Consider the following 20920-nt stretch of genomic DNA (forward strand, 5'->3'; position numbering starts at 1 on the left):
AAGTTCGCCCCTCTGTCGGGGGAGGGGCGAACTCCTACCGCTTTTCGAAGATGAGGTCGTGCGAGACGCGGCCTTCGACGTCGGCGCGCTGCTCGAACTTGGTCACCGGCCGCCACTCCGGCCGGGGCGCCCAGCCGTCGTACCGGTTCTTCAACGCCGCTTCCGCCGAGCAGACCTCGAGCATCTGCTCGGCGTAGTTCTCCCAGTCGGTCGCCATGTGGAAGGTGCCGCCGGGCGCGAGCCGCGAAGCCACGAGCGCGGCGAACGACGGCGACACGATCCGCCGCTTGTGGTGCTTCTTCTTCGGCCACGGGTCCGGGAAGAACAGCCGGACGCCGTGCAGCGTGTCCGGCTCGACGTGCTCGGTCAGCAGCACGACGGCGTCGCCGTGCAGCAGCCGCAGGTTCTCGACGCCCAGCTTTTCGGCGCGCAGCATCAGCTGGCCGAGGCCCGGGTCGTAGACCTCGGCCGCGACGTAGTTCAGCTCCGGCGCCGCGGCGGCGAGCTGCGAAGTCGTCTCGCCCATGCCGGAGCCGATCTCCAGCATCACCGGCGCCTCTCGGCCGAACCACTCCGTGAAGTCCAGCTTCCCCTCGGGCAGCTCACCCACCGTGCGGCCGAGCTTCGGCCACAGTTCGTCCCACGCGCGTTGCTGTCCGACGGTCATCCGGCCGCCGCGCTTCACGTAACTGACGACGCTGCGCAAGCGGGGTTGGTCCTGGTTCTCCACCCACCGAGGTTAACGAACGGCTTCGAGCTCCCCGAGCCGAGACCGCAGCCCCGCCAGCCCGGCGATGGCGATCGGGTCCGGCGTCCGGCCGCTGTGGGCGGGCAGGACGTCGATCCAGCCGGGGTGCCGGTCGGTGTTCATCACCGTCGTGGGAATCGCGTGTCCCGATTTCCCGCGTTCGGACGGCATGAACTCCCAGTAGCCGGATTCGCCGTCCGCCGCCCACGGGACGAATTCCCAGCCCGGCCGCCTGCCCAGCAGCTGGGCGATGCGGTCTTCGACGCGGAAACCCTGTTCCCGCGAATCGAGGGTGCCGTCGGCCACCGCGCGCAGCCACCACGGCGCGGGAATCGGCCCCGCCATCCCCGCCGAGGCGCGGAACAGGGCCAGGACGCTGTCTTCGGGCGCGCGGTGCACCCACGCCCGGCGCAGTTCGGCCGGAGTCGAGGCCGTCATCGCGGCCTGCGGAAGCTCGATCGCCCGCGACCATTCGAGGTCCAGCATGGGTTCGAGCCGGGGTACGTCGTCTTCGACGCGAGCTCGGGGAATGGTGCCGCCCAATTCTTGCCCGGTGTTCACCGTCAAGGATCACCTCCAGGGGAGCGCAGACGGGTCCGGTGCTCACTTACGAATATTGCCTGGTCATAGCAGTATGTCCGGTGCCTGTGAGAGAAGCCACAGCCTCTTCATCTTTTGTTAACACGAATTTTTGCGGTATTGACAGCGCCGTCACGCTCAGGCGTCGCGGCGTGCCGTCGTGATGACCCCGGCCACGAACAGTGCAACGCAGATCGCCGCGAAGTAACCGAGGTACCCCCACGGCCCGAGCGGGGCGGCCGGCAGCTGCACCGGTCCCGCGCCGATCCCGCCGGCGCCGACGAACTGGTCGGCCGCGTGGAACGGCATCCACTGGTAGAGGTGCTTGCCGACGCCCGGGATGAAGATCACCACGCCCTCGAGCACCTGCGTCCAGACGAGCACCACCGTCAGCCCGAAGGCGACACTGCGCAGCAGCAGGGCGACGCCGACGCCGGCGACCGCGGCGAGCAGGAAGACCAGGCTCTGCCCGAGCACCGAACGCCATTCGGCGCCCGAGTGCAGCGCGAGGTCGGCGTCCGGCGCCACGACCGTCGCCATGCCCCACGAACCGAAGCCGACGAGCAGCCCGAGGACGGCGCCGACCGCGCCGACGACGGCCACCTTCGCCAGCAGCGCGGGCACCCGGCTCGGCACGGCCTGGAACGTCAGCCGCATCGTCCCCCAGTTGAACTCCGACGCCGTCGCGAGGATCGCGAGGACGACCAGCACGGTCCGGCCGTTGCCGCTCGCGAGCTGGGTGTTGCCGACCGTCGGCGGGATCTCGGGCCCGGCCAGCGCGAAGAACAGCGCCGTGAAGCCGAGCGGCGCGGCCAGCGCGAGCAGCAGGCACCACCACGGCGCCCGGGTGCTGAAGAGCTTGATGCGCTCGGCGCGCAGCAGGTTGGCGGTGGTGGTCATCGGCCGGCTCCCGCGGTGAACTCGGTGGCCTCGTGGGTGAGGTCGAGGTAGGCCTGCTCCAGGGAGCCGGTGATCGGGCTCAGCTCGTGCAGCGTGGCCCCGGCGTCGAAGGCCAGCTGGCCGATCCGGTCACTGTCCAAACCGGACACCACGAAGGCGCCGTCGGACTCGGTGAACTCGGCCTGCCCGGTCAGCGCGGCCCGCAGCTCGTCGGCGTGCGGGGTGCGCACGCGCACGCCGTGCTCGCTCGTCTTCGCGACGAAGTCGTCCATCGTGCCCTGGTAGATCAGCCTGCCCCGGCCGATCACGACCAGGTCCTGGGCGGTCTGCGCCATCTCGGGCAGCAGGTGGCTGGAGACGAAGACGGTCCGGCCCTCGGCGGCCAGCGCGTGCAGCAGCCGGCGGATCCAGGCCATGCCCTCGGGGTCGAGGCCGTTCACCGGCTCGTCGAACAGCAGCACGCGCGGGTCGCCGAGCAGCGTGGCCGCGATGCCGAGCCGCTGCAGCATGCCGAGCGAGTACTGCCCGGCGCGGCGGCCCTCGGCGCTGGTCAAGCCGACCAGCGCGAGCACCTCGTCGACGCGCTTCTCGGGGATGCCGTTGGTCGCGGCCAGCCAGCGCAGGTGGTCGCGCCCGCTGCGCCCGGGGTGGCGCCAGGTGGCGTCCAGCATGGCGCCGACCGTCCTGAGTGGATCTTTCAGCTCCCGGTACGGGACACCGTCGACGAGGACCGTGCCCGCGTCCGGGGTGTCGAGGCCGAGGACCAGCCGCATGGTCGTGGACTTGCCGGCGCCGTTCGGCCCGAGGAAGCCGGTGACGCGGCCCGACCGCGCGGTGAACGTCAGCTCGTTGACCGCGGTCGTGGCGCCGTACCGCTTGGTCAGCGCGTTCGCTTCGATCACCCCGGGAGCGTACCGAGAAACGGGAATCCGGGTCGCCCCCCGACAGCGCGACCCGGATTCCCGTTTTCCCCTTTATCCCCTTGTTCCCCCCTTATGCGTCCCGCTTCTTCGCAACCCCGAGTGCGACGAGCAGGAACACGATCGCGATGCCGGCGAAGTACGCCAGCGCCCAGCCTGGGCTCAGCGGCGAGTCCGACACCGGCGGGCCGTCGCCCCCGACGGCTGAGCCGCGCAGGAACTTGTTCGCCACGTTGAACGGCAGCCACTCGTGGATGGTGTGCCCGATCTTCGGGATCAGCTGCACCAGCTCTTCCACGGCCAAGTAGTAGATGAGCAGCAGTGCGATGGCACCGGCGCTGTGCCGGATGAGGATCCCGAGCGCGACGGCGAGCACGGCGCTGAGGGCGAACACCGGGCCGAGGCCCGCGACGTTCAGCCAGTCCTGCGAGGTGTGCAGGCCCAGGTTGTCGTTCGGCCGCATGAGCAGGCCGAGGCCCCAGGCGCCGAACGCGGCGATCTCGCCGATGACCAGCGCGACCAGCGCGACGACGATCGCTTTCGCGACCAGCGCCGGCGAGCGGTGCGGCACCGCCTGGAACGTCGTGCGGATGGTGTTGAAGCGGTATTCGGTGGTCACCGCGAGGGCGGCGAGCACCATGACGACGGCGATGCCGAACTGGGAGCCGCCGAACTGGGTGGCGGCCACCGAGAGCGGCTCGTCGGCGGGCGACGCGCCGGCGATGATGGCGGCGAAGCCGATGGTCAGGGCCAGGGTGATGAGCGCGCACCACCACGGCGATCGGGTGCTGAACAGCTTGATGCGTTCGACTGCGAGCAGGTTCATGGTCTTGGGTTCCCCGGTTACTTGGCGGACTCGAGCACGTGCTGCGCCTCGGCTTCGAGGCCGGTGTGGTACTCGACGGAGTCGCCGGTGATCTGCATGAAGGCCTGCTCCAGCGAGCCGGTCTGCGGGCTCAGCTCGTGCAGCACGATCCGGTTCGCGGCGGCGATCTCGCCGATCTTGTCGCTGTCCATCCCGGACACCACGAGCGCGTTGGCTTCTTCGACGACCCCGGCGCTGGCCCGCTGCAGGGCGTCGCGCATCTCGGCCAGCTGCGGCGAACGGACCTTGACGGTGTTCTCCGCGGCGCGGGAGACGAAGTCCTCGGTGGAGGACTGCGAGATCAGCTGTCCCCGCCCGATCACCACGAGGTTGCTCGCGGTCAGCGCCATCTCCGAAAGCAGGTGGCTCGACACGAAGACCGTGCGGCCTTCCTCGGCCAGGCGGTGCATGAACTTCCGGATCCAGAGGATGCCCTCCGGGTCCAGGCCGTTCACCGGCTCGTCGAACAGCAGCACTTCCGGGTCGCCCAGGAGGGCGGCCGCGATGCCGAGCCGCTGCGACATGCCGAGCGAGAACCCGCCGGCGCGCTTGCCCGCGACACTGGTCAGGCCGACGGTCTCGAGCACCTCGTCGACGCGGCTCGCCGGGATGCGGTTGGACTTCGCCATCCACAGCAGGTGGGCGCGCGCCGAGCGGTTCGGGTGCACCCACTTCGCGTCGAGCAGCGCGCCGACCGTGCGTAGCGGTTCCTTGAGTTCGTGGTACTTCTTGCCCCCGATGGTGACCTGGCCGCCCGTCGGGTTGTCCAGGCCCAGGATCATCCGCATGGTGGTGGACTTGCCCGCCCCGTTCGGGCCGAGGAAGCCGGTGACCTGACCCGCGGACACGGAGAACGACAGGTTGTTCACCGCCAGCGTTTTCCCGTACCGCTTGGTGAGGCCGGTTGCCTCGATCATGGCTGCTCCTCTTCCGCCCCTCGCTTACGACGTGTTCATCGTCGCGGGTCGGAGCCGGTTCGCGCGTCACCCTGGAGACCGAACCGCGCCCCCTACCTGAGTAGTACCTTGCTGGCTCTTCGGCCGATGCGCGATCCGTGATGACCCTGAGACGACCCTGATTCGACGTCATTAATGAACTGTGGTTCAATAATGACATGGCCCGGCCGAGGAGCATCACCGACGAGCGGCTGCTGGGTGCGGCGGAGACCGTGATCGGCCGCTGCGGCCCCGGTTTCACGCTGGCGCAGGTGGCCGCGGAGGCCGGGGTTTCGGTCGGCACGGTCGCGCAGCGGTTCGGGTCGAAGAGCGGTCTGCTGCAGGCGATGAGCCGGCGGGCCACGCGGCGGGCGGTCGAGCAGATGCGGGAGTGCGCCGAGCGGGCGGACGACCCGGTCGACGGCCTGCGCGCCGCGGCGGTCGCGGTCTACGCCCTGCTGGGTGACGCCGAAGAGGCGGCGAACCACCTGGGCCAGCTCGGCGTGGACATCGGCGACCCGGTGCTGCGGGCGCTGCTGGGCGAGCACTTCACGGCGGTCGAGGAAGAACTGCGGCGGCTGGTGCGGGCGGCGGCCTCGTCGTTGCCGCGCGCGCCGAGCGTGCCGCGGGCGGCCCGGGTCGTGCTGGACGTGATCAACGGGGTGTCGATCGACTGGTCGATCCGGCCGCACGGGCGGCTGGCCGACCGGCTGGCGGAGGACGTCGACGCGGTTTTGACCGCGTGGCGGGGACAGGAGGATTCATGAGCTTGGCGGGCAAGGTCGCCGTGGTCACCGGGGCGACCCGCGGCTGCGGGCGGGCGATCGCGGTGGAGCTGGGCCGCGCGGGCGCGACGGTGTACGTCACCGGCCGCACGACGCGCGAGACGTCGTCGCCGCTGAAGCGCCCCGAAACGATCGAAGAGACGGGCGAACTGGTCGAAGCGGCCGGCGGCAAAGCGGTGGTCGTCCGCTGCGACTTCTCTTCCCAGTCCGATGTGGACGCACTGAAGGCGCGCATCGAGTCCGAAGTGGACGGAATCGACATCCTGGTCGACGACGTCTGGGGCGGTGACATGTACTTCCACTTCGACGCGCCGTTCTGGGAGACGCCGCTGGAAGACGCGCTGAACCTGACGCACAACGCGCTCGACACGCACCTGATCGCGCTGCACAAGCTGCTGCCGCTGGTGGTCGCGCGCCGGGGCCTGGTGCTCGAGGTGACCGACGGCGACAACGACGACTACGTCGGCGCGGGCCTGCCCTACTACCTGGCGAAGTGCGGCATCCGCGCGCTCGGCCGGGCTCTCGGCGTGGAGCTGAAGAAGAACGACTGCGTCGGCCTGGCGGTGACACCGGGCTTCCTGCGCTCGGAGTCGATGCTCGACCACTTCGAGGTGACCGAGGACAACTGGCGCGACGCGGTCGGCAAGCTCGCCCCGGTCGACTTCAAGATCTCCGAGACGCCGTACCTGCTCGCCCGCGGCGTGGCGGCCCTGGCACAGGACCCCTCGGTGTCCCGCTTCGCCGGCCAGACGCTCGCTTCCTGGACCTTGATGAAGGAGTACGGCTACACGGACATCGACGGCGACCGCCCGGACTTCGGCCGCTGGCTCACCGAAGTCCGCAACGCGGGCAAGGACCCGGCGACCACCCCGCCGGACGACTTCCGCTGACGTTCAGCCGAGGCCGGGGCGGGCGAGACCGGTTTCGTAGGCCAGCACCACGGCCTGCACCCGGTCCCGCAGCTCCAGCTTCGCCAGGATCCGCCCGACGTGCGTCTTCACCGTCGCCTCCGAGAGGAACAGCGCCTCCGCGATCTCCAGGTTCGACATGCCCTTCGCGATCAGCACGAGGACCTCGCGCTCGCGGTCGGTCAGCACGTCCAGCTCCGCGGTGTCGCGCATCGGGGCGCCGCCGGTGCCGACGAAGCGGTCGAGCAGCCGGCGGGTCACCGAGGGCGACACCACCGCGTCGCCCGAGGCGACCGCTCGCAGCGCCGACACGAGGTGGCCGGGCTGGGTGTCCTTGAGCAGGAACCCGCTCGCGCCACCCTGCAGCGCCGCGTAGACGTACTCGTCGAGGTCGAACGTCGTCATCACGAGCACGCGCGCGGTGCCGGCCGCGACGATCCGCTTGGTCGCCTCGACGCCGTCGAGCACCGGCATCCGGACGTCCATCAGCACGACGTCGGGGCGCAGTTCTTCGGCCATCTTGATGGCCTGCGCGCCGTCGCCCGCCTCGCCGACGACGTCGATGTCGGCCTGCGCGCCCAGCACCATCCGGAACCCGACGCGCATCAGTTCCTGGTCGTCGACGACCACCACCCGGATCACTTGTCCAACCTAACCGGCAGGGCCGCGCGGACCTGCCACCCACCGCCCGGAGCGGGGCCCACGTCGAGCGTCCCGCCGTACACGTGCGCGCGTTCGCGCATGCCGATCAAGCCGTTGCCGCCCGGCAGGCGCTGCGCGGAACCGGCCAGCTGCGGGACGCGCCCGGCGCCGTCGTCGGACACCAGCACCTCCACCACGTCGCCGGTCCGGTGCACCCGCACCGCCGCGGTCGCGCCGCGGCCGGCGTGCTTGAGCGTGTTGGTCAGCGACTCCTGCACGATCCGGTAGATCCCGAGCGAGACGCCGGCGGGCAGGTCGCCGAGGTCGTCGGTCTCCAGTTCGACCGGCACCCCGGCGGTGCGCATCCGCTCGGCCAGGTCGGCGATGGCGTGCGCGTCCGGCTGCGGGACGCGGGGTTCGCCGTCGGCGTCGTCGCTGCGGAGGACGTCGAGCAGGCGCCGCAGCTCGCCGAGCGCGCCGCGGCCGGTCTCGGAAATCGTTTGCAGGGCCCGTTGGGCGAGCTCGGGGTTGCTTTCGATCGCGTAGGACGCGCCGTCGGCCTGCACCACCATGACGCTCACCGCGTGCGCGACGACGTCGTGCAGCTCGCGCGCGATCCGCCCGCGTTCCTCGGCCACCGCGATCCGGGTGGCCTGGTCCCGTTCGGTCTCGAGCAGGTGCAACCTGGCCTCCACTTCCACGTCGTAGGCGCGCCGGGCGCCGACGAACTCGCCGAGCGTCCAGCACAGCGCGATGCCGAACGCGAGGAACAGGATCGCGATGACGAGCTCGTCGTCCGGCGGCTCCAGCGCCAGCTGCACGGCCGAGGAGACGATCACCGCGCCGACGAAGATCAGCCCCTGCCGTCGCCCGGCGTAGACGACGACCGAATAGATGCTCATCGCGAGCCCGGCGGCGCTGCCGATGCCGAGCATCAGCGTCGCGTGCACGATGCTGATCACCAGCACGGCGTAGGCCGACCACAGCGGCGACCGCCGGCGGAACACCAGCGGCGCGACCATCGCGATGTTGATCGGCACGGCGACGTACCAGGGCGGCAGCTCCGGCAGCTCGGCGAACTGGTCGGCGACGAACAGCAGCAGGTCGACCAAGCCCAGCAGGACGGCGAGCACCGTGTCGCCCGCCATGGGGTGGGCACGCATCCAGAGGCTCAGCCGTCGCACCAGACAACACTAGGTCCCGGCCGCGGGATCGCGCGTCGGTCGCCGGTACCACCTTCGGTGCGACCCGGGGATGACGTGCATGGCACGATTCACGGGGTTGTCGCCTACGACCGGGAGGGCTGGGGGCCGTGACGTCACCGGAGCAGGGCCGGCTCGCGGGACCGCTGTCGATGTCGGTGGCCAACCTGTGCCACCGGCTGCAGTCGCAGGTCTCCGCGCGCACCGCGGCCGGCTTCGCCGAAGTGCTGCGCCGGCTCGGCGCGCCACTGCAGGTGGCGGTCGCCGGGCGGATCAAGTCGGGCAAGTCGACGCTGGTCAACGCGCTGATCGGGCGCCGGGTCGCGCCGACGGACATCGGCGAGTGCACCCGGCTGGTGACCCGGTTCCAGTACGGCACGGTCGACCGCGTCGAGATCGTCTTCACCGACGGCCGCAAGCAGGTGCTCCCCTTCGCCGCCGACGGGTCGATCCCGGCCGAGCTGGGCGTCGACATCGAAAAGGTGTCGCACATCGAGGCGTACCTGACCAACGCCGTCCTGCAGGGCATGACGGTGATCGACACCCCGGGCCTCGGCTCGCTCGACGCCGCTTCGGTGTCGCGGACCGAGCAGCTGCTGGGCGCGGCGAGGCACCGCAAGGACGAAGAAGACGAAGAGGGCTCCGACGAGCTCGACGACACCTCGCGCAACGCCGTCGCCGGCGCCGAAGCCGTGCTCTACGTCGTGACCCAGGGCGTCCGCGCCGACGACCAGCAGGCCCTCGCCGCCTTCACCGCGGCCACCGCGAGCCGCGAGGCCGGCCCGGTCAACGCCATCGCCGTGCTGAACAAGGCCGACACCATCGCGCCGGAGTCGGTCGACGGCGCGGACGGCGACGTCTGGAAGGCCGCGACGCTGCTCGCGGAGAAGCAGGCGTCGACGCTGAAGCCGCGCGTGGCCGACGTGCTGCCGGTGATCGGGCTGATCGCCGAGTCCGCCGAGTCGGGCGGGTTCACCTCCGCCGACGCCGAGGCGCTGCGGCAGCTCGCCGACCTCGACGACGACATCCTGCAGACCATGCTGATCTCGGCCGACATCTTCACGACCTGGGAGTGCGACGTCCCGTCGGGCACCCGGCTGCGGCTGCTGGAGAAGCTCGACCTGTTCGGCGTCTCCCACGCCGTCGAGGTCATCCGCAAGGAACCGGAGATCACGGCGGGTGCGCTGCGGCGGTCGCTGCTCGACGCGTCCGGCCTCGAAGCCGTGCGGCAGCGCCTGTCGATCGTGTTCGCCGCCCGCGCCGACGGCATCAAGGCGGCCGCCGCGCTCGCGTCGGTCACCGCGCTCGCGCACGCCTCCGGCGACCCGGCCGAACGCCAGCGCGTCCACGACGCCATCGAGGTGCTGCTCGCCAAGCCCGAGGCCCACCAGCTGCGGCTGCTCGAAGCGCTGACGCTGGTCGCCTCCGGCGCGGTCGACATGCCGGAAGACCTGGCCGAGGAGGTCCTGCGCGTCGGCAGCAACGCCGACATCGGGGCCCAGCTCGGCAAGCCCGGCGCGCCCCGGCCGGACCTCGCCGCCCACGCGCTCGAGCGCGCGGGGTGGTGGCGGTCCTTCGCGTCCTTCGGGGCTACGCCCGCGCAGAGCCGCGTCGCGCACGTCGTCCACCGGGCGTACTTCTTGATCTGGCAACAGGTCCGCGAAACCTGAGTTTGTTTCTGCTTGCCGACTTCGCCTGGTGAGCGCGTTTTCCCGCGTACTGTTGACTCGTGCGCCTAGAAAACACGACATCGTGGCGAGCGAGCTGGAGCAGCGAGAACGAGATCGACGTCGCGCTGTACATCCGTGACGCCCTCGCGCTGTCCGTTTCCGAAGGACAGGTGCTGCCGCCCGTGGAGCCGCAGGTCCCGGTGCACGTCCCACCCGAGATCGACCGCGCGGCCGTCCAGGCGCAGTGGGCCGACTGGTGGGTCGACCTGCTGGCCTTCCTGCGCAACCGCGAGGACCCGGACCCGCGCAGCACGCGCACCCGCTACGGCAGGCCCGCGCTCGCGCAGGGCTCGGCGATCCGGCAGGCGCTCGAGTTCTTCGGCCCGGCCGCGGCGCGGCACTTCGCCAACGCGCGCGGGCCCGCCCTGCGCGGCGCGGGCGAGCCGGCCGGCGGGACGCCGTGGGCGCCCGGCTTCTACCGGCGGCAGATCGTCGCCGGCGAACGCCTCGGCCAGCTGGTGCGCGAGGCCGAGGTCCGGCTGGGCCGCCGCGCGTACCCGTTCCGGCTGAACGTCATCGAGATCTCCGTCGCCGGGTCGATCTGGCTGCGCACGGCCGAGGACCAGCTGCTCGTCTCGTCTCGGCTCGCCGAGGACGGCCCCGGCCTCGAAGCCGTGCTCCGCGAGGTGATCGACCAGCTCGTCTGAGCCCCGGCTTTCATAAACCGAGCGCGCGGTCTAATAATAGGCGGCATGGAGACGACCGTCGACGAGCCATCGTGGCTGCGCACCGCGTCCTGGATCGGCTGCCCGCTGCTCGGCGGCGCGCTCGGCGTGGGCGTGTGGGCCATCGCCGCGTGGGTCAGCGGCCTGGACGCCTTCCCGTTCCAGGGCGTGTTCAAGGTGCTCACGAAGCTGCCCCAGCCGTGGGCGACGCTCGCCGCGGTCGCCGGCGGGCTCGTGCTCGGGCTGGTGTTCGCCGTGGTCTGGGCGGTCGAACGGCTGGTCGTCACGGTGTCGCCGACCCGCGTCACGCTCGTCCGCGGCGACAAGACGCGGCGCATCGAGGCCGACCTCGAAGCCGTCTACCTCGACGGCAAGGAGCTCGTCCTGCGCACCACCGACGGCCGTGAGATCGCCCGCGAGAAGACCGATCTGCGCAACCACGAACTGGCGCCCGCCTTCGCCGAGCACGGCTACCCCTGGCGCGACGAACCGCCGGTCGAGCGATGAGGACCGTCGACCCGGCCAAGCACGCGGCCAAGCGCGCTTCGATCGTCGACGCCGCCGCGGGCTGCTTCGCCGAGAAGGGCTTCGAGCGGACGACGACCGCGGACATCTGCCGGGCCGCGGGCATCAGCTCCGGCAGCCTCTTCCACTACTTCCCGAACAAGCGCGCGGTGTTCACGGCGATCTTCACCGACGACGCCGTCGATACGGCCGCGCGGCTCGAAACCGCCGCGCGGGCCGACGACCCGTGGGCCGCGCTGCTCGACGTCGTCGCCGAGCTGGCCGGCCAGCTCGCCCACCCCGCGGTCGGCCGGCTCGTCCTGGAGGCCGCCGCGCAGGCCGCCCGCGACGACGAGTTCGCCCAGCTGATCCACCGCAACGACAGCGCCCTGCGCGACGGCTTGGCCGTCCTGGTCGACCGGGCCGTCGACGCCGGCCTGATCGACCCCGGCCTCCCTTCGCGCGCGGCCGCCGGCTGGGTCGCCGGCCTGCTCGACGCGATCATTTCGCGGGCGAGCCTCGACCCCGGCCTCGATCTCGCGGCCGAACAGGCGATCCTCCGGACGATCCTGATCCGGTTCCTTCGTCCGGTTTCGCTCCCGGAAGGTGCGTGAGTCCGACAGACTGTCCGCATGGCGTGGTTTCGCAAGGACGGAACCGACGGCGGGCCCACCGCGTCGGACACCGATGTGCACCCCTTGCAGCAGGTGACCGATCTCGAGCGCGCACTCGCGGATCGCCAGGCACTGATCCAGATGTGCCTCTACGCACTGGACCGCGCCCGCAGCGGCGGCGTCGTCGAACGCCTGGAAGAAGGGCTGGCCGCGATCGGGGTGCAGGCCCTGCGGCCGGACGGCGAGCGGTTCGACCCGGCCCGCCACGAGGCCGGCGGCGCGGTCCCGACCGACGACCCCGCGCTCGACGGCGTCGTCGCCGAGACCGAGGTCACCGGCTTCGCCGACCACGACCGGCTGCTGCGTGCCCCGATCGTCACCGTCTACGCGAAGAAGAACCAGTGAGCGCACCGACCGCGCCGAGCCTGCCCGCGCAGGTCCAGGCGGCCCGCGACCAGCTGCTGACCGTCGTCCGCGACGCCGACCCGGACGCCGCGAAGTGGGTCGAAGAGGTCCGCAGGGCCCGGCCGAAGAAGCCGTCGGTGGTGGTCGTCGGCGAGACGAACCGCGGCAAGAGCTCGCTGGTCAACGCGCTGCTCGCGCGGCCGGGACTGTCCCCTGTGGACGCCGATGTCGCCACCGCCACCTACCTCGTGTTCGACCACGCCGACGCGTGGGGCGCGCAGGCCTGCTACCCCGGCCAGCTGGCGCCGGTCCCGATCGACCTCGGCCAGCTGATCAACTGGGTGTCGGCCGCGCACGAGCTGCCGCCGGGGCAGATCCCGCCGCGGTACGTCGAGGTCACCGGGCCGGTGCCGCTGCTGGAACGGCTTTCGCTGGTCGACACGCCGGGCGTCGGCGGGCTCGACTCGCTGCACGGCGAGCTCGCCAAGGAAGCCGCCGCGGGCGCGACCGCGCTCCTGTTCGTCGTCGACGCCTCGGCGCCGTTCACCTCGACCGAGCTGCAGTTCCTGCGCGACGTCGGCGAGCGCGTCGAGACCGTGGTGTTCGCGCTGACCAAGGTGGACATGTTCCGCGGCTGGCGTGAGGTCATGGAGGCCGACAAGCAGCTGCTGCGCGAGCACGCGCCCCGGTTCGCCGACGCCGTGTTCCACCCGGTGTCGGCCCGGATGTTCGAGACGGCCGCGAAGGCGCCGAACGAGCAGATGGCCGCGATGCTGCGGGAGAAGTCCGGCGTCGCCGCGGTCCAGATGGCCTTGCAGGAGCTCCTCGTCGGCCGTTCGGCCATGCTCGGCGAGGCGAACACGCTGCGTGCGCTCTCCAGCGCGCTCGGCGAACTGAAGGCGAAGCTGCAGGCCGAGAGCCGGGCGCTGTCCGCGGGCGAGGCCGAGGCCGAGCAGCTGCGCGAACGCCGTGACCAGCTGCAGGCCGAGCGCCGGACGTCGACCCGCGGCTGGCAGCTGAAGCTGCGCGGCGAGGTCCAGCGCACCCGCGTCGAGGTCGGGCACGAGAGCAGCAGGCAGATGCGGGACGCGCAGACCCACTTCCGCCAGCTGATCGACGGTGCGAAGCGCGACGAGCTGGCCGCGCTGCCGCAGCAGGTCGACATCGCGCTGCAGACGACGTCGCAGCGGATCTCGATGCTGCTCTCGCAACGCCTGAACCAGGTCACCAACGTCTCGCTGTCGGAGCTGTTCTCCCCCGACGAGCTCGACGTCATCCGCGCGCAGTTCGCCCGGGCCGGCGGCCCGCCGGTGGTGCTGCGCCCGCCGGACAAGAAGCCGCCGACGGCCGAGGACAAGCTGCTCGTCTTCATGGGCATCTCCGGCGGCGTCGGGGCGGGCAAGGTGGCCGCGCTGCCGCTGGCAGGCGTCGCGATCCTCAACCCCGTCGTGCTGCCCGCCACGATCATCATCGGCCTGGGCGCCGGCTGGTGGATGGCCCGCACCCGCAAGCACGCGGCCGACAAGCAGCACATGAAGCAGTGGCTGGTCGAGGCCATCGCGGACGCCCGCTCCACGCTCGACCAGCTCGTCGCCGAGCAGCTCATCGAGGCCGAGCAGCAGCTGTCGATGGCCCTGGACGAGGCGCTGGGCCGGCGCATCGACGCCATCGAGGCCGAGCTGAAGGAAGTCGACAAGACGATCAAGATGGGCGCCCAGGAACGCGCCAAGAAGATCGCCATCGTGGCGAAGCGGCTCAAAGAGGTTTCCGAAGGCCGAGACCGGGCCGAAGCTTTCTTGACCCGCATCCGGGCCCTCCGGGACAAGACGGCCTGACCGAAGCGTCCGGTTGTGGAGCGGAACCGAACGGGCCTACGGTGAGTCATACCTTCCGACAGCAGGTCAGAGACGGCGGTACCCGGTTCTAAGGGGGCAGTTCCCATGTGGGTCGACGAGAGCGGCGGCAGCGACACCGACGCGAGCGGTACGAACGCGATGACCGTCCACGTCGACGGCCAGGAGTACCAGGCCGAGGTCAACTACGACGTGAACGACGACGGCGTCAACGACACCGCGATCGTCGAGCACGACGACGGCACCGCCCAGGCCTTCATCGACACGAACCACGACGGTGAGGCCGACCAGTACGCCGTACTGGACGAGAACGGCAAGGTCGTCGAGCAGGCCGTCTACGACGAGGCCAGCGGCCAGTGGGTCGAGGCCTCCGGGGGCGGCCACGACGACTCCGGCACGAGCGGTCACGACGACAGCTCCGGTGGCCACATCCACGCGGACATGCCGGACGGCGAGGTCGACGCGGGTGCCGCGACCATCGACACCGACCACGACGGCCACAACGACACCGCGATCGTCGAGACGAAGAGCGGCGGCACGATCGCCTTCACCGACAAGGACGGCGACGGCGAAGCGGACATCGCCGTGCAGACCGACGCGGACGGCACGACCACGACGTTCGAGCACACCGGACCGGGCCAGTGGACCGAGGTCTCGAGTGGACTGATGGACGCCGGCGGCGAGGGTGACCCGGCGGGCGACGCCGAATGGGGCGGCGCCGGCACGCAGACGCTGGAGGGCGTCGCGCGCATCGACTCCGGCACGGGTCAGTGGATTTCGCCGAACTGAACGTGACTCAGGTCATAGTTTGAAAGCCCGAGGCTCCGGCCTCGGGCTTTCTTCATGTCGTCAATGAAAACGACCAGGTCACAGCTGTGAGCCAGCGCACCGGAAGATTTTCAGCTAATACACCGATCAAGTGACGTCTGAATCGATTCCCTTATCGTTCTTGTGAGAGAACCTACACGTCAGCTCTCGGTTACTTGCCGGTCATGCGGCTACTCTCGGGAAATCCCAAATCACGCACACCGGTTCGCCAGCCGGTGCGCGAAGCCATTCGGTCGTCGGCAATGTGGCCCGCGCCGGAACAGCGTCGTTCCGGTGTGGGCTCTTTTGTCGTCGGAAGTCAGGAGTAGAGATGACCGCAGTCGCCATCCCCGGACTGGACACCGCGCCGACGACGCACACTGGCGTGCTGTCCTTCGTCCGGGAGGTCGCCGAGCTGACCACCCCGGACCGCGTGGTGTGGGTCGACGGGTCCGACGAAGAAGCCGCCCGGATCAACCAGGAACTGGTCGAGGCCGGCACGTTCGTGCAGCTCAAGTCCAAGCCCAACTCCTTCTGGGCCACTTCCGACCCGAACGACGTCGCCCGCGTCGAGGACCGCACCTTCATCTGTTCGGAGCGCCCCGAGGACGCCGGGCCGACGAACAACTGGATGGACCCGGCCGAGATGAAGGCCACCATGACCGAGCTCTTCCGGGGCTCGATGCGCGGCCGCACGATGTACGTCATCCCCTTCTGCATGGGCCCGCTCGGTGACGAGAACCCCAAGCTGGGTATCGAAATCACCGATTTCGCCTACGTTGTCGCTTCGATGCGCGTGATGACCCGCGCGGGTAAGGCGGCCCTCGACAAGTTCATCGCGCCCGACGGCACCGAGCGTGAATTCGTGCCCGCCCTGCACTCGGTCGGCGCCCCGCTCGAGCCGGGCCAGAAGGACGTTTCCTGGCCCTGCAACGAAACGAAGTACATTTCGCACTTCCCCGAGGAACGCGCGATCTGGAGCTACGGCTCGGGCTACGGCGGCAACTCGCTGCTGGGCAAGAAGTGCTACTCGCTGCGCATCGCTTCGGTGATGGCCCGCGACGAGGGCTGGCTCGCCGAGCACATGCTGATCCTCAAGCTGATCTCGCCCGAGGACAAGGTCCACTACGTGGCGGCCGCGTTCCCGAGCGCCTGCGGCAAGACGAACCTCGCCATGCTGCAGCCGACCATCCCGGGCTGGCGCGCCGAGACCCTCGGTGACGACATCGCGTGGATGCGCTTCGGCGAAGACGGCCGCCTCTACGCGGTCAACCCCGAGTTCGGCTTCTTCGGCGTCGCGCCGGGCACCGACTGGCACACCAACCCGAACGCCATGCGCACGATCGAGAAGGGCAACACGGTCTTCACGAACGTCGCCCTGACCGACGACGGCGACATCTGGTGGGAGGGCATGGAGAACAAGCCCGAGCACGCCACCTCGTGGAAGGGCCAGGACTGGACGCCCGACTCGGACGAGAAGGCCGCCCACCCGAACTCGCGTTACTGCACGCCGATGTCGCAGTGCCCGATCCTCGCCGACGAGTGGGACGACCCGAAGGGCGTGCCGATCTCGGCGATCCTGTTCGGCGGCCGCCGCAAGACGACGGTCCCGCTGGTGAACGAGGCCCGCGACTGGCAGCACGGCGTCTTCATGGGCGCCACGATGTCGTCGGAAACCACCGCCGCGGCGGCCGGCGCGGTGGGCAACGTGCGCCGCGACCCGATGGCGATGCTGCCGTTCCTCGGCTACCACGCCGGTGACTACTTCAAGCACTGGCTGAACCTGGGCAAGAACGCCGACGCGAACAAGCTGCCGAAGATCTTCTACGTCAACTGGTTCCGCCGCGGCGACGACGGCCGCTTCCTGTGGCCGGGCTTCGGCGAGAACTCGCGGATCCTGAAGTGGGTCATCGAGCGCGTCGAGGGCAAGGGCAACGCCGTCGAGACGCCTGTCGGCTTCGTGCCGCGCGCCGAGGACCTCGACACCGAGGGCCTGACCGAGCCGATCGAGGACATCCAGGCCGCCCTGGACGTCAAGCCCGAGGAGTGGCGCGAGGAGCTGCCGCTGATCGAGGAGTGGTTCGAGAAGATCGGCGACAAGGTCCCGACGTCGCTGCGTGACGAGCTCGACGCCTTGGCCCAGCGCCTCGCGTAAAGCTCCCCGAGACAGAAGGGGACGCCTTCCGGCCGCATCCGGGAGGCGTCCCCTTCTACCTTTTCCGGGGTAGTTTCACGAACATGAGACCGTTCCGCTTCGGCGTCGCGATGTACGTGCCGGGCTCACGCGCCGAGTGGGTGGCGAAATGCCGCCAGGCCGAGGATCTGGGATACGACGTCGTCGGCGTGGTCGACCACCTCGGGCGGGCCGCGCCGGTGCCCGCGCTGCTGCTCGCCGCGGAGGCCACCGAGCGGGTCCGGCTGAACACCTACGTGCTCAACGCGAGCTTCCACAACCCGGTGCTGCTGGCCCGCGATCTCGCCGGGCTCGACGAGTTCACCGGCGGCCGCCTCGAGGTCGGCATCGGCGCCGGGTACGTCCGCGCCGAGTTCGAGGCCGCCGGGATCGAGTGGGGCACGCCCGGGCAGCGGTACGAGCGGGTCGTCCGCGCGGTCGCCGAGATCGGGCGCGCCTTCGAGGGCCGCCCCCACCCGCCGCTGCTGCTCGGTGGCCGCGGCGACCGCATGCTGACCTTCGCCGCCGAGCACGCCGACACCATCGCCTTCACCGGCACCGCGCCCGGCGCGGCCGAAGGGCGGCTGGCCTTGGCCGGTCCCGCCGCGCTCGCCGAGCGCATCGGATTCGCGAACCGGGCGCTCGGCGGCCGCGACGCCGAGCTCAACCTGATGGTCCACGTCGTCCGGATCACCGGTGACCGGCGGACGGCGCTCGAAGCGGCGCACCGGCTCGTGCCGCACCTCGGCGTCGACGAGCTGGGCGACCTCCCGACCGTCCTCGCCGGGTCCGCCGAAGCCGTCGCCGAACAGCTGCTGCGCACCCGCGAGACGTTCGGCATCAGCTACTTCACGGTGCTCGAAGACGACCTGACGCGGCTGGCGCCGGTGATCGAAAAACTGCGGTGAGTATTTTGGGGATCATGACTGGGGATTTCCGCTTCGGCGTCAACATGGTGGTTCCGGACAGCCGCACCGCGTGGGTCGAGAAGTGCCGCCGGGTCGAGGACCTCGGCTACGACGTGCTGTCCGTCGCCGACCACCTCGGCATGGCCACGCCGTTCCCGTCGCTGGTGCTGGCCGGCGAGGCCACTTCCCGCGTCAAGCTGAACACGTTCGTGCTCAACGCGCCCTTCTACAACCCGGTGCTGCTGGCCCGGGACGTCACGGGCACCGACCAGTTCACCGACGGCCGGCTGGAGCTGGGGCTCGGCGCCGGGTACGTCAAGGCGGAGTTCGAAGCGGCCGGGATGCCGTTCCCGTCCGCCGGCGAGCGCGTCGACCACCTCGAACGCACGATCCTCGAGCTGAAGCGGCTGTACGCCGACCCCGAGCACAAGCCAGCGCCCGTTCGCCCCCAAGGTCCGCCGCTGCTGCTCGGCGGCCGCGGCGACCGCGTGCTCGGCCTGGCCGTCGAGCACGCCGACATCATCGGCTTCACCGGCACGGCGAAGACGCCGGACGGCGCGCCCATCGCGTTGGGAACCCCCGCGGACGTCGACGAGCGGGTGGCGTTCGTCCGGGGGAAGCTCGGCGAGCGCGCGTCCGAAGTGGAGTTCAACCTGCTCTGCCAGTTCGTGAAGGTGACGAACGACCGCGCGGCCGGCCTGGCCGAGCTCGAGCGGCTCGTCCCGGGCGGGATGAGCGCCGAGCAGATCGGCGAGCTGCCGATCGCGCTCGTCGGCACGCCGGCGCAGATCGCCGACCAGCTCCGCGGGCACCGGGAGCGGTGGGGCTTCACCTACTTCACCATCCTCGAGATGTTCCTCGACGAGTTCGCCCCGGTGCTCGAGCACCTCCGATGATCGACGCGCGGGGCATCGGGGTCCGGGCCGGCGAACTGTGGCTGTTCGACGACCTGGACTTCTCCGTCGACCCCGGCGAGTGCGCCGCGATCGTCGGGCCGAACGGGGTCGGCAAGTCGACGTTGATGCGCTGCTTCTACGGCATGCAGAAGCCGCAGCGGGGGCGTGTGCTCGTCGACGGCAAGGCGCCGGACGAACGGGACGTCGAGTTCCGCCGCAAGGTGTCCGTGCTGTTCGACGACTCGGACTTCTTCGCCGAGCTGACGCCGCTGCAGCACCTGGAACTGCTGTCCGGCTCGTTCGGCGCCGACCTCGGCGACCACGAGGAACTGCTGCGCGACGCGGGACTCGGCGACCGCATGCGCGTCACGTCCGGGCACTTCTCCGCGGGGCAGCGCCGCCGGCTGCTCCTGCTCGGCGTCACCGCGCGGCCGCACCAGCTGCTGCTCCTCGACGAGCCCGAGCGCGCGCTGGACGTCGAGGGCAAGGAGTGGCTGGTCGAGCTGATCGCCCGGTCGACGGCGGCCGGCGCGGCGGTCGTGGTGGCGACGCACCACCCGCCGCTGCTGGAAGCCGCGGACAGCACGCTCGAGCTGTGGTGACTCTGACGCCTCGCCGGATGCGGATCCCGGGCCGCAAGCGGTTCGGCGGGATCTTCAGCGGCGACTCGGCGTCGTTCCTCTTCCTGTTCGCCTTCGGGTTCCTGTTCACCGCGTTCTTCCACGTCGACGGCTGGCGCCAGGCCGTCTACGGCTCGGCGGACGTGAACTTCCCGGCGGTGCTCGGCCTGCTCACGCTCTGCTGCGCGGTGGGCTGGCGCGGCCTGCTGCGCCGCGGGTTCGCCTGGGTCGAACCAGCGGAGCTGACCTGGCTCGACTTCGCGCCGGTGGACCGCGGCCGCGTCGTCACGCTGCGGCTGCTCGGCGCCTGGACCGGCGTCGTCGCGGTGACCGGCTACCTGGCCGCGTTGCTGCTCGCGGTCGGCGGCGCCGGGCTGGACCAGTGGCGCGCGGGCGTCGCCGTCGTCGCCGCGACCGCGGTGGTCGCGTTCGCTTCCGCACGTCGGACGGCGTTGCGGTCGGACGCGTCCGGCCCGCTGGTGCTGGCGGTCTTCGGGCTGGCGATCGCCGCGTTCGGTCTCGGCCCGGTGACCGTCGAGCTCGCCGCGGCGGGCGTGCTGGTCGCGGCGCTGCCGCTGGCCTTCGGCGGCGAGCCGGTCTCCCGCGCGGGCCGGTCCGCGCTGCTCGCCGGGTGGGACGGCCGGGTGCTGCGCTCGGTCGCCGTCACCTTCCTCGACCCGATGATGCTGCTCCCGCCGTCCGCGCCGATCGGGCTCTCGGTCCGGCGGCCGACGCCGCTGCGGCTGGCGGTGGCGGGCACGCTCGGCCGGTCGCGGTACGCGGGCGCGGCGGTGCTGGTCGGCTTCGCGGTCGTCGTCGCGCACATCGCGTTGCCGACGCTGCCGGGCGCGGTGCTGGCCGGCATCGGCGCGTACGTCGCGCTGACGCCGTTCGGCGCCGGGCTCGGCGAGCTGTGGCGCAACCCGGGCCGCCGCCGCTGGCTCGGGTCGTCGGACCGCGACCTCGTCCTGGCCCACGGCGTGGTGCTCGCCGGCACCGGCCTGCTCTGGGCGGGCGTGCTCGCGGTGGTCACCCTCGCGGGTGGGACGTCGTTCGGGTCGGGCGCGTGGCTCGCCGTGCCGCTGGCGGTGCTCTCCATCCTGCGCACGGTCACGCGCACCGCCGTTGACTACGCGAATCCGGGTTTCGTGGACACCCCGGTCGGGCCGATGCCGGCCAACCTGACCCGCCAGCTGTTCCGCGGCCCCGACCTGCTCGTGCTCGGCATCGTGGTGCTGTCGGCCGCCGTTTGACCTACGCT

At 71.0% G+C, this 20920-nt stretch carries 22 protein-coding genes; 14 read left to right on the plus strand and 8 right to left on the minus strand.

What is annotated here, in order from left to right; genetic code table 11:
- Nucleotides 1-34 precede the first annotated feature (34 nt).
- From trmB to ACWEVP_RS06655, 6 genes are all read right to left on the minus strand, one after another.
- A complete protein-coding gene (gene trmB, locus ACWEVP_RS06630; RefSeq protein WP_452061619.1) occupies nucleotides 35-730 on the minus strand; it encodes a tRNA (guanosine(46)-N7)-methyltransferase TrmB in 696 nt (231 codons plus the stop codon).
- 9 nt (nucleotides 731-739) lie between these two features.
- Nucleotides 740-1291 (minus strand): hypothetical protein, encoded by a 552-nt coding sequence (locus ACWEVP_RS06635; RefSeq protein ID WP_452061943.1) that lies wholly within the window; start codon nucleotides 1289-1291, stop codon nucleotides 740-742.
- A gap of 174 nt (nucleotides 1292-1465) precedes the next feature.
- Entirely contained in the window at nucleotides 1466-2227 is a 762-nt protein-coding gene (locus tag ACWEVP_RS06640; RefSeq protein WP_452061620.1) for a hypothetical protein, read from the minus strand.
- Nucleotides 2224-3129 (minus strand): ABC transporter ATP-binding protein, encoded by a 906-nt coding sequence (locus ACWEVP_RS06645; RefSeq protein ID WP_452061621.1) that lies wholly within the window; start codon nucleotides 3127-3129, stop codon nucleotides 2224-2226. Before ACWEVP_RS06645 ends, ACWEVP_RS06640 begins: the two co-directional genes overlap by 4 nt.
- A gap of 91 nt (nucleotides 3130-3220) precedes the next feature.
- Nucleotides 3221-3973: an ABC transporter permease gene (locus tag ACWEVP_RS06650; RefSeq protein ID WP_452061622.1), complete on the minus strand. Its 753-nt coding sequence runs from the start codon at nucleotides 3971-3973 to the stop codon at nucleotides 3221-3223.
- A gap of 17 nt (nucleotides 3974-3990) precedes the next feature.
- A complete protein-coding gene (locus ACWEVP_RS06655; RefSeq protein ID WP_452061623.1) occupies nucleotides 3991-4929 on the minus strand; it encodes an ABC transporter ATP-binding protein in 939 nt (312 codons plus the stop codon).
- A 197-nt stretch (nucleotides 4930-5126) separates the two neighbouring features.
- Between ACWEVP_RS06655 and ACWEVP_RS06660 the strand changes: the two genes are divergently transcribed.
- Nucleotides 5127-5714 carry a TetR/AcrR family transcriptional regulator gene (locus tag ACWEVP_RS06660; protein ID WP_452061624.1) on the plus strand — a complete coding sequence of 196 codons (588 nt, stop codon included), beginning with the start codon at nucleotides 5127-5129 and terminating at the stop codon, nucleotides 5712-5714.
- The gene (locus ACWEVP_RS06665) at nucleotides 5711-6622 is read left to right on the plus strand and encodes an SDR family NAD(P)-dependent oxidoreductase (protein ID WP_452061625.1); all 912 of its coding nucleotides are present in this window, start codon (nucleotides 5711-5713) and stop codon (nucleotides 6620-6622) included. The genes ACWEVP_RS06660 and ACWEVP_RS06665 overlap by 4 nt, the downstream gene beginning before the upstream one ends.
- 3 nt (nucleotides 6623-6625) lie before the next feature.
- On the opposite strand, the gene ACWEVP_RS06670 is transcribed toward ACWEVP_RS06665, so the two are convergent.
- Nucleotides 6626-7282 carry a response regulator gene (locus tag ACWEVP_RS06670; RefSeq protein ID WP_452061626.1) on the minus strand — a complete coding sequence of 219 codons (657 nt, stop codon included), beginning with the start codon at nucleotides 7280-7282 and terminating at the stop codon, nucleotides 6626-6628.
- Nucleotides 7279-8445, minus strand: coding sequence for a sensor histidine kinase (locus ACWEVP_RS06675; protein ID WP_452061944.1), 1167 nt, complete (start codon nucleotides 8443-8445; stop codon nucleotides 7279-7281). Before ACWEVP_RS06675 ends, ACWEVP_RS06670 begins: the two co-directional genes overlap by 4 nt.
- Nucleotides 8446-8636: 191 nt before the next feature.
- Here ACWEVP_RS06675 and ACWEVP_RS06680 point away from each other — a divergent pair, with 191 nt between their 5' ends.
- From ACWEVP_RS06680 to ACWEVP_RS06735, 12 genes are all read left to right on the plus strand, one after another.
- Nucleotides 8637-10154, plus strand: coding sequence for a dynamin family protein (locus ACWEVP_RS06680; RefSeq protein ID WP_452061945.1), 1518 nt, complete (start codon nucleotides 8637-8639; stop codon nucleotides 10152-10154).
- A gap of 59 nt (nucleotides 10155-10213) precedes the next feature.
- A complete protein-coding gene (locus ACWEVP_RS06685; RefSeq protein ID WP_452061627.1) occupies nucleotides 10214-10861 on the plus strand; it encodes a hypothetical protein in 648 nt (215 codons plus the stop codon).
- A gap of 45 nt (nucleotides 10862-10906) precedes the next feature.
- Entirely contained in the window at nucleotides 10907-11386 is a 480-nt protein-coding gene (locus ACWEVP_RS06690; protein WP_452061628.1) for a YqeB family protein, read from the plus strand.
- Nucleotides 11383-11997: a TetR/AcrR family transcriptional regulator gene (locus ACWEVP_RS06695; protein ID WP_452061629.1), complete on the plus strand. Its 615-nt coding sequence runs from the start codon at nucleotides 11383-11385 to the stop codon at nucleotides 11995-11997. The genes ACWEVP_RS06690 and ACWEVP_RS06695 overlap by 4 nt, the downstream gene beginning before the upstream one ends.
- Before the next feature lie 18 nt (nucleotides 11998-12015).
- Nucleotides 12016-12402, plus strand: coding sequence for a nucleotide exchange factor GrpE (locus tag ACWEVP_RS06700; protein WP_452061630.1), 387 nt, complete (start codon nucleotides 12016-12018; stop codon nucleotides 12400-12402).
- Nucleotides 12399-14237 (plus strand): dynamin family protein, encoded by a 1839-nt coding sequence (locus ACWEVP_RS06705; protein WP_452061631.1) that lies wholly within the window; start codon nucleotides 12399-12401, stop codon nucleotides 14235-14237. The genes ACWEVP_RS06700 and ACWEVP_RS06705 overlap by 4 nt, the downstream gene beginning before the upstream one ends.
- Nucleotides 14238-14342: 105 nt before the next feature.
- Complete coding sequence (locus ACWEVP_RS06710) at nucleotides 14343-15044, plus strand: hypothetical protein (RefSeq protein ID WP_452061632.1); 702 nt, start codon at nucleotides 14343-14345, stop codon at nucleotides 15042-15044.
- A 349-nt stretch (nucleotides 15045-15393) separates the two neighbouring features.
- The gene (locus ACWEVP_RS06715) at nucleotides 15394-17217 is read left to right on the plus strand and encodes a phosphoenolpyruvate carboxykinase (GTP) (protein WP_452061633.1); all 1824 of its coding nucleotides are present in this window, start codon (nucleotides 15394-15396) and stop codon (nucleotides 17215-17217) included.
- Nucleotides 17218-17300: 83 nt separating this feature from the next.
- A complete protein-coding gene (locus ACWEVP_RS06720; RefSeq protein ID WP_452061634.1) occupies nucleotides 17301-18143 on the plus strand; it encodes a TIGR03621 family F420-dependent LLM class oxidoreductase in 843 nt (280 codons plus the stop codon).
- Nucleotides 18144-18157: 14 nt separating this feature from the next.
- Complete coding sequence (locus ACWEVP_RS06725; protein ID WP_452061635.1) at nucleotides 18158-19039, plus strand: LLM class F420-dependent oxidoreductase; 882 nt, start codon at nucleotides 18158-18160, stop codon at nucleotides 19037-19039.
- On the plus strand, nucleotides 19036-19641 hold the full coding sequence (locus ACWEVP_RS06730) for an ABC transporter ATP-binding protein (RefSeq protein ID WP_452061636.1): 606 nt from the start codon (nucleotides 19036-19038) through the stop codon (nucleotides 19639-19641). Before ACWEVP_RS06725 ends, ACWEVP_RS06730 begins: the two co-directional genes overlap by 4 nt.
- Entirely contained in the window at nucleotides 19635-20912 is a 1278-nt protein-coding gene (locus ACWEVP_RS06735) for a hypothetical protein (protein WP_452061637.1), read from the plus strand. The genes ACWEVP_RS06730 and ACWEVP_RS06735 overlap by 7 nt, the downstream gene beginning before the upstream one ends.
- The last annotated feature ends 8 nt before the right edge of the window (nucleotides 20913-20920 follow it).

Source organism: Amycolatopsis sp. NPDC003865, assembly GCF_053605345.1.